The sequence below is a fragment of the Micromonospora sp. CPM1 genome, assembly GCF_023896895.1.
Classification (GTDB): Bacteria; Actinomycetota; Actinomycetes; order Mycobacteriales; family Micromonosporaceae; genus Micromonospora; species Micromonospora tulbaghiae.
The window spans coordinates 81,730-95,138 of sequence record NZ_JAMHIU010000017.1 but is presented as its reverse complement, the minus strand read 5'-3'; the positions used below and the strand labels follow the sequence as shown (position 1 = coordinate 95,138).

The 13,409-nt window shown below is 72.4% G+C and carries 16 protein-coding genes; 11 read left to right on the top strand and 5 right to left on the bottom strand.

The window, feature by feature from the left end; genetic code table 11:
- Positions 1-110: 110 nt before the first annotated feature.
- The gene (locus tag M8C11_RS21250) at positions 111-1,001 is read left to right on the top strand and encodes an SDR family NAD(P)-dependent oxidoreductase (RefSeq protein WP_350814551.1); all 891 of its coding nucleotides are present in this window, start codon (positions 111-113) and stop codon (positions 999-1,001) included.
- 3 nt (positions 1,002-1,004) lie between these two features.
- Here the strand turns inward: M8C11_RS21250 and M8C11_RS21245 are convergent, their stop codons facing one another.
- Entirely contained in the window at positions 1,005-1,406 is a 402-nt protein-coding gene (locus tag M8C11_RS21245; protein WP_252452339.1) for a DUF4190 domain-containing protein, read from the bottom strand.
- Positions 1,407-1,578: 172 nt separating this feature from the next.
- On the opposite strand from M8C11_RS21245, the gene M8C11_RS21240 reads away from it, so the two are divergent.
- Positions 1,579-2,775 (top strand): acyl-CoA dehydrogenase family protein, encoded by a 1,197-nt coding sequence (locus M8C11_RS21240; protein WP_120571768.1) that lies wholly within the window; start codon positions 1,579-1,581, stop codon positions 2,773-2,775.
- Between the two features lie 9 nt (positions 2,776-2,784).
- On the opposite strand, the gene M8C11_RS21235 is transcribed toward M8C11_RS21240, so the two are convergent.
- Positions 2,785-3,438 carry a hypothetical protein gene (locus M8C11_RS21235; protein WP_252452337.1) on the bottom strand — a complete coding sequence of 218 codons (654 nt, stop codon included), beginning with the start codon at positions 3,436-3,438 and terminating at the stop codon, positions 2,785-2,787.
- A gap of 87 nt (positions 3,439-3,525) precedes the next feature.
- On the opposite strand from M8C11_RS21235, the gene M8C11_RS21230 reads away from it, so the two are divergent.
- Positions 3,526-4,182: a TetR/AcrR family transcriptional regulator gene (locus tag M8C11_RS21230; RefSeq protein ID WP_252452335.1), complete on the top strand. Its 657-nt coding sequence runs from the start codon at positions 3,526-3,528 to the stop codon at positions 4,180-4,182.
- On the opposite strand, the gene M8C11_RS21225 is transcribed toward M8C11_RS21230, so the two are convergent.
- From M8C11_RS21225 to trxA, 3 genes are all read right to left on the bottom strand, one after another.
- Positions 4,139-4,546, bottom strand: a complete 408-nt coding sequence (locus tag M8C11_RS21225) for a CoA-binding protein (RefSeq protein ID WP_252452314.1) — start codon at positions 4,544-4,546, stop codon at positions 4,139-4,141. The two genes, M8C11_RS21230 and M8C11_RS21225, sit on opposite strands and share 44 nt — an antisense overlap.
- A gap of 39 nt (positions 4,547-4,585) precedes the next feature.
- Positions 4,586-6,631: an intein-containing Rv2578c family radical SAM protein gene (locus tag M8C11_RS21220; protein WP_252452423.1), complete on the bottom strand. Its 2,046-nt coding sequence runs from the start codon at positions 6,629-6,631 to the stop codon at positions 4,586-4,588.
- Between the two features lie 105 nt (positions 6,632-6,736).
- Positions 6,737-7,099 (bottom strand): thioredoxin, encoded by a 363-nt coding sequence (gene trxA / locus M8C11_RS21215; RefSeq protein ID WP_013283893.1) that lies wholly within the window; start codon positions 7,097-7,099, stop codon positions 6,737-6,739.
- Between the two features lie 547 nt (positions 7,100-7,646).
- Between trxA and M8C11_RS21210 the strand changes: the two genes are divergently transcribed.
- The 8 genes from M8C11_RS21210 to M8C11_RS21175 all read left to right on the top strand — a co-directional run bounded on the left by M8C11_RS21210 (position 7,647) and on the right by M8C11_RS21175 (position 13,406).
- Positions 7,647-8,162 (top strand): MaoC family dehydratase, encoded by a 516-nt coding sequence (locus tag M8C11_RS21210; RefSeq protein WP_013283894.1) that lies wholly within the window; start codon positions 7,647-7,649, stop codon positions 8,160-8,162.
- 94 nt (positions 8,163-8,256) lie between these two features.
- Positions 8,257-8,748: a hypothetical protein gene (locus tag M8C11_RS21205; protein ID WP_120573989.1), complete on the top strand. Its 492-nt coding sequence runs from the start codon at positions 8,257-8,259 to the stop codon at positions 8,746-8,748.
- A gap of 35 nt (positions 8,749-8,783) precedes the next feature.
- Complete coding sequence (locus M8C11_RS21200; protein ID WP_252452312.1) at positions 8,784-9,407, top strand: RNA methyltransferase; 624 nt, start codon at positions 8,784-8,786, stop codon at positions 9,405-9,407.
- 90 nt (positions 9,408-9,497) lie between these two features.
- Entirely contained in the window at positions 9,498-10,196 is a 699-nt protein-coding gene (locus M8C11_RS21195) for a DUF6758 family protein (protein WP_308212767.1), read from the top strand.
- Positions 10,197-10,314: 118 nt separating this feature from the next.
- Positions 10,315-10,473 carry a hypothetical protein gene (locus M8C11_RS21190; RefSeq protein ID WP_013283898.1) on the top strand — a complete coding sequence of 53 codons (159 nt, stop codon included), beginning with the start codon at positions 10,315-10,317 and terminating at the stop codon, positions 10,471-10,473.
- Between the two features lie 6 nt (positions 10,474-10,479).
- Positions 10,480-11,337, top strand: coding sequence for a PH domain-containing protein (locus tag M8C11_RS21185; RefSeq protein ID WP_252452310.1), 858 nt, complete (start codon positions 10,480-10,482; stop codon positions 11,335-11,337).
- Between the two features lie 99 nt (positions 11,338-11,436).
- Positions 11,437-12,132: a SigE family RNA polymerase sigma factor gene (locus M8C11_RS21180; RefSeq protein ID WP_374668837.1), complete on the top strand. Its 696-nt coding sequence runs from the start codon at positions 11,437-11,439 to the stop codon at positions 12,130-12,132.
- A complete protein-coding gene (locus tag M8C11_RS21175; protein ID WP_252452306.1) occupies positions 12,129-13,406 on the top strand; it encodes a hypothetical protein in 1,278 nt (425 codons plus the stop codon). The genes M8C11_RS21180 and M8C11_RS21175 overlap by 4 nt, the downstream gene beginning before the upstream one ends.
- Positions 13,407-13,409: the final 3 nt, after the last annotated feature.

Below are 13,409 nucleotides of genomic sequence, written 5' to 3'. Positions count from 1 at the left end.
CATCTCCAGTACGTGGTCGCGCTCAGGGTAGCCATCCGGTGCGCGACACGGACGTCCCCTTTCCGGCCACCGCGTTGCCCGTGGGGTCGGCACCGGGCAGGATCCTCGGCATGGCACTTGACGCGCGTGGGGGTCGGTCGCGACGGGACATGAGCCGGCCGGGGTCGGTGCGGCGCCCACGTGGCGGCGAGCCGGTCGGCACCGCCGACTCCGAACGGCCGGCGCCGCTGCCGGAACCGGCCACCATGCGGCTGGACGGCCGGGTCGCGCTGGTGACCGGCGCGGGCAGCCCGGACGGCATCGGGTACGCGACCGCGCGCCGGCTGTCCGACCTGGGCGCCCGGGTGGCGATCGTGTCCACCACGAGGCGCATCCACGAACGCGCGGGCGAGCTGGGCGTCACCGGTTTCGTCGCCGACCTCACGGACGAGTCGGAGGTGGGCGCGCTGGCCGACGCGGTGGCCGAGCAGCTCGGCGACGTCGAGGTGCTGGTGAACAACGCGGGCCTGGCCAGCCGGGCCAGCCCGGAGGTGCTGCGGCCGGTGGCGCAGCTGACGTACGACGAGTGGCGCGGCGAGATCGACCGCAACCTGACCACCGCGTTCCTGTGCAGCCGCGCGTTCATCGGCGGCATGGCCGAGCGGGGCTGGGGCCGGATCGTCAACCTGGCCGCCACCGCCGGGCCGGTCAACGCGCTGCCCACCGAGGCGGCCTACGCGGCGGCCAAGGCCGGTGTGGTCGGCCTGACCCGGGCGCTGGCGATGGAGATGATCGCCGACGGGGTGACCGTGAACGCGGTGGCGCCGGGCATCATCCACACCGCGGCGTCCACCATGGCCGAGATCAAGCAGGGGCTGGGTACGCCGGTCGGGCGCCCCGGCACGCCGGACGAGGTGGCGGCGGCGATCGCGTTCCTCTGCTCGCCGGCCGCGTCGTACATCACCGGGCAGATGCTCGTGGTCGACGGCGGCAACAGCGTCCGGGAGGCGCAGTTCCGCTGACCGTCAGTAGCCGCTGGTGTCGGAGTTGGCCCAGAACGCCAGCCCGATCCAGCCGCAGCAGACCAGGATGCCGATGACGGTGAAGATGTAGCTGAGGATCAGACCCCAGTTGGCGAGCTGGTCGCCGTCCTCGCCGGTCTGCCGGATCTGCCGCTTGGCCAGGTGGCCGCAGACGATGCCGGCGGGTGCGAAGACGAACGCGAAGACGAGCGACAGGATGGCGAGCACGTTCGTGCCAAGGGGCCCCGGCCCCTGGCCAGGTGGCCCGTACTGGCCGTAGGGCGGCTGCGGGGCGTACGGGGGTTGCTGGCCCCACTGCGGGTGCTGCTGACCGTACTGCGGTTGCCCGTAGGGCTGACCGTGCGGCGGCGGCTCGTACGGCGACGGTGGCTGCTCGTCACTCACGGGCGCCCCTTCCCCCAGGTCAACGGCCCTCTCTCTTGCGGACGCTACCCGCAGCGGTGAACCTTTTCACAGCGGTTGTGTGGACTGGTCACCTTGGCGCGGCCGGTCCCGGGACCGATACTGACCGAGCGTTCAGTTACCCATGAGTAAGGCGCCGACCCCGGAGGCTGAGATGGCCCGACTCGCCCAGACACCCGGACTGACCGACGTGCAGCGGTCGATCCTGGAAACCGTCCGGGAGTTCGCCGACAAGGAGATCATCCCGCACGCGCAGCGGCTGGAGCACGCCGACGAGTACCCGAGCGACATCCTCGACGGCATGCGCGAGATGGGGCTGTTCGGCCTCACCATCGACGAGGAGTACGGCGGCCTGGGCGAGTCCCTGCTGACCTACGCTCTCGTGGTCGAGGAGCTGTCCCGGGGCTGGATGTCGATCTCCGGCATCGTCAACACCCACTTCATCGTGGCGTACCTGATCTCGCAGCACGGCTCGGCCGACCAGAAGGCCCGGCTGCTGCCCCGGATGGCCACCGGCGAGGTGCGCGGCGCGTTCTCGATGTCGGAGCCCGAGTGCGGCTCGGACGTCTCCGCGATCAAGTCGAAGGCCGTCCGTGACGGCGACAACTACGTCCTCAACGGCCAGAAGATGTGGCTGACCAACGGGGCGTACTCCTCGGTGGTGGCCACCCTGGTCAAGACCGACACCGGGGCCGACTCGGTCTACGGCAACATGAGCACCTTCCTGCTGGAGAAGGAGCCCGGCTTCGGCGAGACCGCGCCCGGCCTCACCATCCCCGGCAAGATCGACAAGATGGGCTACAAGGGCGTCGAGACCACCGAGATGGTGCTCGACGGCGTCACGGTGCCCGGCTCCGCCGTGCTCGGCGGCGAGGAGAAGGTCGGCCGCGGCTTCTACCAGATGATGGACGGCATCGAGGTCGGCCGCGTCAACGTCGCGGCCCGCGCCTGCGGCATCTCGATCCGGGCGTTCGAACTCGCGGTCGCGTACGCCCAGCAGCGCCACACCTTCGGCCAGCCGCTCGCCAAGCACCAGGCCGTCGCGTTCAAGCTCGCCGAGATGGGTACGAAGATCGAGGCCGCGCACGCGCTCATGGTCAACGCGGCCCGGCTCAAGGACGCCGGCCAGCGCAACGACGTCGAGGCGGGCATGGCGAAGCTGCTCGCGTCCGAGTACTGCGCCGAGGTGGTCCAGGAGGCGTTCCGGATCCACGGCGGCTACGGCTACTCCAAGGAGTACGAGATCGAGCGCCTGATGCGCGAGGCGCCGTTCCTGCTGATCGGCGAGGGCACCTCGGAGATCCAGAAGACGATCATCTCGCGCGGCCTGCTCAAGCAGTACAAGCAGTAAGGGCCCGGCTCACCGCTCGGGCCGGCGCGCGGCCTGCTCGGCGGTGGGCAGGTGCCGCCGCGCGTGCTCGACCAGCGCCGTCGGGTCGTCGGCGTACAGCCGGATCTCCCGCACCGGCTCGCTCGGCCCCTTCGGCAGCCGCACCGACAGCGGCTCGCGCAGCACTACGTCGACCGCCGTCTGGCTGCCGACGCCGAGGTTGAGCACCGCCGGGTCGTCCGCGTCGTACTGGACGGCCCGGCTGGACGGCAGTGAGCGGCGGCGGAGCGCCACCCGGGCGACCGCGTGCCACGGGATCGTGACGTCGACCGAGACGCCGTTGCGCACCCGCAGGCCGGCCTCGTCGACGACGTGCGGGTGGATCCGGAGGCTGGCCAGCAGCCCGATCATCCACAGCACACCCCAGAGGCCGAGCGCGATCGCCGCGTGCCGCACTGTCGGCTGGTCGACCGTGTGCCGCAGGATCACGTCGAGGACCGGGATCTCGATCGTGGACAGGGCGATGAAGGCGAGCAGGATCGGCTGGACGCCGCCGGCGTAGGCGTACGTCTCCGCGCCCGGGGCGACCGGATACGGGCGGCGCAGGATCCACCGGGTGAGGCTGCGCCACATGCCCCACTCGTACGCCACCGCACGCCGCGCCAGCCGGATGGCCCGTCCCATCGCGCACCCCCCTTTTCCAATACAACTGCAATGTAAAGCGCGTGTCGGCGACATGTCAATGCAGTCGTATTGTGAAACCATGGGGGTATGCCGAAGCGGGTCGACCACAGGGAGCGTCGCGCGCTGATCGCCGACGCGCTGATGCGGGTCGCGGCCGAGCAGGGGCTGGAGGCGGTCAGCCTGCGCCACGTGGCCGCGGCGGCCGAGGTCAGCCCCGGGATGGTGCAGCACTACTTCCGTACCCGGGACGAGATGATGGTCTTCGCGCTCGCCGTGGTGCGCGAGCGCAACGAGGCCCGGGTCCGGAGGGCGGTCGAGGCGCTCGGCGCGACGCCGGCACCCCGGGCGCTGCTGCGGGCCATGCTGGCCGAGCTGCTGCCGCTGGACGAGGACCGGCGGGCGGACGGGCGGGTGGCTCTGGCCTTCCTCGCCTACACCGCCGTCCGGCCGGCCGTGGCCGCCGCGCTGCACGACGAGACGGCCGCGCTGCTGGCCTTCGTGGCCGGGCAGATCACCGCCGGCTCACCGCTCGTCGCGGACGGCCGGGTGGACCCGGAGCGGGCCGCGGTCGGGCTGCTCGCCGTGATGGAAGGCCTCGGCATCTACGTGCTCGGCGGTCACTATCCGCCGGAGACCGCGTTGGCCGCGCTCGACGCCCACCTCGACCTGATCTTCGGGCCCGAACCGGCGCCCGGCGCCGTCAGCCGCGACGGGTCAGGCCGGCGGCGGCCCGCTCGACGATGAGGCACTTGTCCTCGACATAGTCCAGGCCGCCCTCCTCGGCGATCCGGCGCGCCTCGTCCGAGAAGATCCCGAGCTGCAACCACACCGCCGGGGCGCCGATCGCCACCGCCTGCCGGACCACGTCGACCGCGTCGCGGGCCGGGCGGAACACGTCGACCAGGTCGACCGGGTGCGGGATGTCGGCGAGCGTCGGGTACGCCTTCTCGCCGAACAACTCGTCCACTGTCGGGTTGACCGGGATGATCCGCCAGCCGTGCCGCTGCATCTCCAGCGGTACGCGGTGCGCGGCCTTGCCCGGGTCACGGGAGGCGCCCACGACGGCGATCACGGCGGAGTCGGCGAGGATCTGCTGAGCGGAACGCATTCCCCGAGACTAGCCCCGCCGGCGGGGTTCCCCCGGTTGCTAGAGCAGAGAGAGCTGTTCGGTGGCAGGGGCCGGCGGCGGGGTCTCCGGCAGCCGCCTGTTGTCGCCGGTCTCGCCGCGGTGCAGCCCGTGCCGGCGTGCCGCCATCCGCACCCGCGCGGTCACCTCCCGCTGGTACGCCTGCGGCGCGTACGAGCCGGCCTGGTAGAGCTGCCGGTAGCGGGGCACCAGATGGGGGAACTCGCGGGCCAGCCAGCGGGCGTACCACTCCCGCGCGCCGGGCCGCAGGTGCAGCGGCAGCGGCGTCACGCTCGCCGCGCCGGAGGCGGCGACGGCCGCGACCGTGGCGTCGATCGACTCCTCGTCGTCGCTGAGGCCGGGCAGGATCGGCGCCATCAGCACGCCGACGGAGAAACCGGCGTCGGTGAGGCGGCGGACCGCGTCCAGCCGGCGGCGCGGGCTCGGCGTACCGGGCTCGGCCGCCCGCCAGAGCACCTCGTCGACGAACCCCACCGAGTACGAGAGCCCGACCCGGGTCACCTCGGCGGCCTGGCGCAACAGGGGCAGGTCGCGCAGCAGCAGCGTGCCCTTGGTCAGGATGGAGAACGGGTTCGCGAAGTCCCGCAGCGCCTCGATGATCGGCGGCATCAGGCGGTAGCGGCCCTCAGCCCGCTGGTAGCAGTCCACGTTGGTGCCCATGGCGACGTGCGCGCCGCGCCAGCGCGGGGCGGCCAGCTCGCGCCGGACCAGCTCGCCCGCGTTGACCTTGACGATCACCTTGCGGTCGAAGTCGGCGCCCGCGTCCAGGTCGAGGTAGGTGTGGGTGTTGCGGGCGAAGCAGTTGTGGCTGACCACGCCGTTGGCGATGAAGTCGCCGGTGCCGGTGGTGATGTCCCACAGCGGAAGCTCCAGGCCGAGATCCTCGACGGCTGTCACCTGGAGTCGCGCCGCGCACTTGAGCGCCATGCCCTCGATCGAGCGCCGGGCGGTGACGGCCGGGTCGGTCAGGTGGAAGAAGCGCAGCCGCTCCGGCAGCCCGCCGGTCAGCCGGAGCTGACTCGCCGCACCCGGGGCGCCCGGCACGTCGAGCGCCCACCGGAAGCCGAACCGCTCCAGCGCACCGGCCGCGCGGGCACGGCTCTCGTCGTCGGCGACGCTGATCCGGAACACGCCCCGATGGCAGGTGCCGACGGCGTCGAACATGCCGGCCAGGTAGCCCAGCGCCCAGTCGTCGGTCGTCTCGGCGGGTGGCTCGAACAGCCCGGTGACGGCCTCGGCCGGGCCGGCTGTGCGTACCACTGTGGTCGTCGCCCGGCGGCCGACCCGGGCGACGGTGGCCCGCTCGACGGTGACGCCCGCGTCGGTCAGGTAGCGCTCGGCCCGGTCCAGCGCCTCGGACTCGGCGGTGGCCAGCCGGAACCGGGTGTCTCGCCGGTCGCCGGAGGGGCCGTCGTCGCGGACCAGGGCGTGCAGGTAGCCCCGGCGGTAGTCGGCCGAGCGCTTCGGCGCGACCGCGAACCGGCCGGTGCCCAGCAGGCGGTTGCGGGTGGTCAGGTGGGGACGGCGGCCGCCGCCGCGCATCGTTCCGGTGACGTGCTTCCAGCCGCGTTCGGTCAGGAACCGGTGGTCGCCGCTGGCGACGAGCGTGGTGCCGTCGGCCAGCGTGACCCGGTAGGCCCGCTTCACAGTGGACCACTTGTCGAGCACTGTGGTGACGACGTAGTGGCGGTAGGCGCCGCGCCGCCGGGTGCCGTAGATCCGGTCACCGGGCTCCAGCTCGCTGATCGCCTTGGTGCGGCCGTCGGCCATCAGGATCGGCGTGTCGCCGCCCAGGCAGTAGACGCAGGCGTGCGAGCAGCCCCGGTAGGGGTTGATCGTCCACTCGAACGGCACGCGCGACTGGCCGGGCACCCGGTTGATGATCGACTTGGCCTGGACCTCGTAGAAGGTCATGCCGGCGAAGTCCGGGGTGTCGAACGTGCGGGTGACGGCGCCGGGCAGCGCCAGCGGCAGGGGTGGAGCCGCCGGCGCCGCCCGATCGGGAGTCCCCTCGTCCGGGGGAGCGGAGAGGTTGTCCCAGCGCATGGCGTTCATTCGAACATGTGTACGAACAAAGTGCAAGCGAGCCGGCACGAGAAACGCCGCCGGCCGGTGCCCGAAGCGGGGCACCGGCCGGCGGCGTGTGGAACGTCAGTGGTTGTGCTCGGCCAGCTTCTTGCGCACGTCGTCCATGTCCAGCGCCTGGACCTGCTCGATGAGGTTCTCCAGCGCGGACTCCGGCAGCGCGCCCGGCTGGGCGAAGACGATCACGCCGTCACGGATCGCCATGATCGTCGGGATGGAGCTGATGTTGAACTTCGCCGCCAGCTCCTGCTGCGCCTCGGTGTCGACCTTGCCGAAGGCGATGTCCGGGTGCTTCTCCGAGGAGCGCTCGTAGACCGGGGCGAAGCGCTTGCACGGGCCGCACCAGTCCGCCCAGAAGTCGAGCAGGACGATCCCGTCGCGCCCGGTCACCTCGTCAAAGTTGGCCGTGGTCAGCTCAACCGTTGCCATTTGCTCTCTCCGATCACCGCGGATTGTCGTACGTCCGGTGGAACCAGGGTCAGTCCGTCCGAATTCCCGTCGCGGGGGTGACGAAACGCTGAGCGCCCGGACGGTGACCCTGGGCACATCGAACACCATCTGTTCGGCCCGGTCGTGCGGATCGCAAATGCACACCGCACTTGCGTGACGGGACGTGATGGGAGCGTTTCCAGGGAGATCACGCTCAGTTGTGGCTACGTATCGGTAACTTTGGGCTTGACGAGCATCTATCCGGCCTGCAGAGATCGCTTACCGACCGCCTGTCGGTTACTTTGAGTAATGTTACGAAAAGATAAATGTGACCTCCGTCTCTGTCGGTGCCGGGTGTTCGTACGGCAGAATTCTTCGCATCAGAGCGTGGGCGGCGGGTGCCGGGGAGGGCCCCGCCGCTCATTGCGTCCGGACCTCGGTGACCCCCGGTGTGACATTTCCGCCGGGCGAGCGCCCCGCCCCTCGCCTTAACAAGCGATAAGGCATGCTGTGCCGAACTCCATCGCCGCCCGTGAAGGGGACAAGGATGCAGTTCGGCCGCTACTACGAGGAGTTCGAGGTCGGCGCGGTCTACCGGCACTGGCCGGGCAAGACGGTCACCGAGTACGACGACCACCTCTTCTGCCTGCTCACCATGAACCACCACCCGCTGCACATGGACGCGCACTACGCCGAGTCCGCCTCGCAGTTCAAGCGCAACGTGGTGGTCGGCAACTACATCTACTCGCTGCTGCTGGGCATGTCCGTACCGGACGTCAGCGGCAAGGCGATCGCCAACCTGGAGATCGAGTCGCTGCGGCACGTCGCGCCGACGTTCCACGGCGACACCATCTACGGCGAGACGACGGTGCTGGACAAGCGGGAGTCGGCCTCGAAGCCCGACCGCGGCGTGGTCGCGGTCGAGACCCGCGGCTACAACCAGGACGGCACACTCGTCTGCGTGTTCCGCCGCAAGGTCATGGTCCCCAAGAAGGAGTACGCGGCCGCCGCCGTCCCGGACGGCGTCGACCCGGAGCGCCCCAGCTTCCCCGAGCCGCGCTGACCTGAACATCTCCGGCCACCGGGCCTCGTTCTCCGTTCGGCGGGGACGGGGCCCGGACCTCGTCCGGGGGCATATGCTCGGGCTGGAGGTGCCCATGAGCCACTCCGTAGCCGGAGAGCCGCCTTCCGCCGGTCGCCGCGCCGCACCGCTCACCACCGCCGCCTACTCGGCGGCGGAGTGGGACCTGCTGACCGACCTGCCGGGCCGCGTCCTCGTCGCCGCCGCCTCGCCCGGGCCCGGGCGCCCGCCGCGCGGCGTCGCCGCCGGCCTGGCCGGCCTGGACGCGGTGGCCGCCGGCCGGGCCTTCGACAGCGATCTCGTCCGCGCCGTGGTGGCCGCGATCTACGCCCGCCACGACGGGGCCACCGAGCGGGACGAGCGCCTGACCGACCTGGTCGACCTGCTGGCCGCCGCCCGGGCCGCGGTACGGGTGCTGCACCGCCGGGCCGACCCGGCCGACTCGGCGGCGTACCGGCAGTGGGTGGAGTCGGTCGCCGCCCGGGTGTGCCGGGCCGGGCAGACCACGCCGAGCCCCGCCGACACGCGTTTCCTCGACCGGCTGGGCGGCGCGCTCGACCTGCGCTGACCGGGGACGCCGCCGGGCCGTACCCTCTGCAGACCGTGACCGACGACCAGCTCGACGTGGGTGTGGGGCCCTGGCCCGGTGACCCGCCGGACGACCCGCGCTACGACCCGGAGCTGCTCGCGACCGGGGACCGGCGCAACGTGGTGGACCGCTACCGCTACTGGCGGCGCGAGGCCGTGGTGGCCGACCTGGACCGGCGCCGGCACGACTTCCACGTGGCGATCGAGAACTGGCAGCACGACTTCAACATCGGCACCGTGGTCCGCAACGCCAACGCCTTCCTCGCCGCCGAGGTGCACATCGTCGGACGGCGGCGGTGGAACCGCCGGGGCGCCATGGTGACCGACCGCTACCAGCACGTCCGGCACCACCCGACGATCGAGGAGTTCGTCGCGTGGGCGCGTGACGAACAGCTGCCGGTGGTCGGGATCGACAACCTGCCCGGCTCCCGGCCGATGGAGACGGCGGTGCTGCCGCGCCGCTGCGTGCTCCTGTTCGGGCAGGAGGGGCCGGGGCTGTCGGCGGTGGCCCGGTCGGCCTGCGACGCGCTGTTCTCCATCGCCCAGTACGGCTCGACCCGGTCCATCAACGCGGGTGTGGCCAGCGGCATCGCCATGCACGCCTGGATCCGGTCGTACGCCGGGCCGCCGCCGGACTGAACCCGGCGTGGGTCCACCACCGGACGGAAATCCCACGCTCGTCGGCCCGCCCCGCTTGACGCCCCGCGGGTCCGGGGCGACGGTGAGGGTGTGACTGTCGCGGTGAGTTGTCCGAGATGTGCGGGCCCGGTGCGCGAGCCGGACCTGATGCACGCCGAGCACCGGTGCGTACGCTGCGGCCCGGTCGCGCCGCTGCACGTGCCGGAGCACATCAGCGCCGAGATCATGGCCAGTGTGGTGGACCGGATGGCCGCCGACCCCGACCCGGCCGGCCGGCTCCGGATGCCGCTGTGGTGTCCGTGGCCGCTCCCGCCGGGCTGGACGCTCACCGGCGTGGCGTGGGCGGGTGACGACCGCGCGGGCGTACGGGCGACGCTGGTCGCCTGCGCCGGACCGGCCCCCCTGGACGGTGGGCCGGCCGACCTGATCTTCGTCGCCGAGGAACCCGGCGTGGGCCTCGGATCCCGCTTCGCGGGACTGCCCGGACCCGACCCCGGCCCACAGGTGGAGGAGGCGCTCACCGATCCCGGCCCTGGTCATCCCGAGCGGCTGCCGCACGCGAAGATCCGGGTGGGTGGCCATCCGACTCCACTGTGGCTCGTCCGCTCCGAAACGGATCGAAGCGCGTACGCCGGCGAGGCTCGGGGAATGTGGCTCCATGCGATAGCCTGGCCGGCGAGTGCGGGTCACCTCCTCGCGGAAGAAGTCGTGCTGCACGACCTCACCGAGTGGACACCGCCCGAACTCGTGTACGGCGCACCATCTCCGTACCTGCACGGGCGGGCCTGACCGGCTCGCCACGGCGAGTCGGGGAGCGGACGCAGATATTCACGGTAAGACACCATGCTGATACTCTGGGTGCCGCTGCGGTAAACGGACCCGGCGCCGCGCGAGAGGATGGCCCGCTATGGTCAAGAAGGTCCTCACCTGGGCCGGCATCGCATTCTTGATCTTCTTTGTTGCGTACCGGCCCAACTCCGCCGCCGACGTCTTCAAGTCTCTCGGCGGCGGCATCATGGACATCGCGCAGGGCTTCGGCGACTTCTTCACCAACCTCGTCGCCTAGCCGCCCATGGGAAGCCCCTCCGGTCCACCCTTCGACCCGGACGACCCCGACCGGGCCCGCCGGGAGCGCGACACCGAGCCGATCCCCCGGATCGACCCGGACGACCCTCCCAGCGCCTACGGCCCCGGCCCCTACGGCGGGGATCCGGACGACGCCGGCTACGGCGGCGCCTACGCCGGCGAGGGGCGCTCCAGCCGCGCCTGGGCGCGTGACCCGGACGGCTTCCCGGACCAGCCGATCTCCGAGGACGAACTGGCCGGGCTGCGGTCCGACGCCACCGGCATGGCACCCCGCCGGGTGCTGCCGCTGGAGGACGAGCCCAGCTCGCTCGTGGCCCGTTACCTCTTCCCCACCGAGCGCTACCGGGGCGAGTGGAAGCGGCACTGGATCCACCTCACCACCCCGATCATCGTCGGCGTCGCGGCCACGTTCGTGCTCGGCTACCTCTCCGGCTTCCTCGCCGGTCGGGACGTCGGCGCGCTGACCACTGTCGCCGTGCTGCTCTGGTTCGGCGTGATGGGCTGGGTCGCCTGGCGGGTCGCCGACTGGTGGTACGACCGGTTCATCCTCACCAACAAACGGGTGATGGTGGTCGCCGGCATCATCACCCGGCAGGTCGCGATGATGCCGCTCACCCGGGTCACCGACATGAAGTACGAGCAGAGCCCGACCGGCCGCGCCCTCAACTACGGAACGTTCGTGCTGGAGTCCGCCGGCCAGGAACAGGCACTCCGGGTGATCAAGAACCTGCCCAACCCGAACGAGCTCTACCTGCGTGTGGTCGAGGAGATGTACGAGCCGCAGGCGGTCGAGGCGCGGCTGGGCAAGGAGGCCGACGAGGCCAAGGCCGACGACGGAGCCTGAAACTTTTCGTCCGAACATCGGATGAACTGCACACCTTCCGCCATCGACCCGACCGGCCCGGCCGTGGCATTCTGCCAGGCAGGACGGGGGGAGATGAGCGTGGCGAGCAGAGATCCGCTGGAGGAGGAGTTCCGCGAATTCGTCGCGGCCCGGTCCGGCGCGCTGCTGCGTACCGCGTACCTGCTCGCCGGTGACTGGGCCACCGCCGAGGACCTGCTCCAGACCGCGCTGACCAAGACCTACCTCGCCTGGAAGCGGCTCGGCGGGATCGACGCCATCGAGCCGTACGCCCGCCGCGTCATGGTCAACACGTCCACCAGCTGGTGGCGGCGCCGCTGGCACGGCGAGCGCCCCACCGAGGTGCTGCCGGAGCGCGCCGGTGTCGACGAGATCGAGCAGCAACTCGACCGGGACGCGCTCTGGCGGCACCTCCAGGCGCTGCCGGCCCGGCAGCGGGCGGTGCTGGTGCTGCGCTTCTACGAGGACATGTCCGAGGCACAGACCGCCGCGCTGCTGGAGATCTCCCCGGGCACGGTCAAGAGCCAGACCTCCCGGGCGCTGAACACGTTGCGCCGCCGGCTCGGCTCCGAGGCGGCCCTGAGCCTGCCCGCACCGGCCGACGCGCCCGCGGCGAATCCGACCGCGCCCGCCACGGGCGGCCGGTCCGTCCCGCCGGCCCGGGGCACCGAACCGGCCCGTACCCCCGCGCGGCAGCCCGCCGCCCGGGTGCCGCGACCGGCCCCACCCGCGGCTCCGGTACGCCCCGCCGTCCCGATCCCGGCGAAGAGCCGATGAGCGGCACCCGCCAGCACGGTGACAACCGGACCGGCAGCCCGGAGCGTCCATTCCCCGTGAGCGACGACGAGCTGGAGCGGGCGCTGCGGGAGACGCTGACCCGCCGCGTCGCGACGTCCCGCCCGCTGCCCGCCGACCCGGCCGGCGAGATCCTGCGCCGGGCGCGGCGCACGGGCCGGCGGCGTACGCTCACCGGCCTGGCCCTGGCCGGGGTCGCCACCGTGTTCATCACCACCGGGGTGGCGCAGTTCAGCGCGTCGGGCGGCAACGGCGGCACGCCCACTGTGGTGCTCGGCGACCCGCCCGTCCTCTTCCCGTCCCCGGAGCCCTCCGGACCGTCCTCGATCACCCGTTTCGGGCCGGTCCGCGCCGAACTCGACCTGCTCGTCGGTGACCGGCTGGACACCAGCGGCGGCGAACGGCGGCAGCTGCCCGGTGTGAGCGGCGTCGAACGGGCGCAGCGGATCCACGACCAGGAGGGCTGGCTGCTCACCTCGGCGGCCACCGTCGCCGGCCGTACCCTCTGGTGGGTGCCGGTCGGTGGCGCCGCGCCGCAGGTCATGCTCGCCGCCGCGGACGCGGTGGCGGTCTCCGCGGACGGCCGCCAGGTGGCGTGGCGGGACGGCACCGACGTGATCGCCGCCGGTGTGGTCGCCGGCCAGCTCATCGCGCCGGTCCGGACCGCCGCGCCGGACGGCGCCGTGCCGGTCGGCTTCGCCGGCGACTCCGTGCTGATCCAGCAGCCCGGCGACGGCGGGATGAGCGTCTGGGACCGCGCGCTGGGCGGGCAGCCGGGACCGGTGAACCCGGACGTACGCGCGGTCTACGGCACCCGGCCCGACGGCCGGGTGGTGGCCCTGGTCGCCGCCGGCCGGGATCAGCAGCGCTGCCTCGCCCTGCTCGACCCGGCCCGTGACCTCGCCCCGGTGCGTACCGGATGCGGCCTGAAGCTGGCCACCGACGGACTCGGCGCCGTCTCCTCCGACGGCCGGTGGCTGCTCGCGAACGGCACCTCGCGCACCGCCCTCCTGGTGGACCTGGCCGACCCGGCCAGCCCGGTCACCCACCCGGCCGGCCCGGTGCTGGCCGCCGGCGTGGCCTGGACCCGGGGCGGCGTGGCGCTGCACGTGGACGCGAGCGGCGGGCTGGTCCGGGTCAAGCCGGAGCGGGTGCTGGCCGGTGACCGGCCCACGGCCTCGAAGGTCGAAGGGCTGGCGCCGGAGGACCACCCGGTGGTGGTGGCCGACGTCCCCACGGTGCCCGAGGGGGCGTAGCGT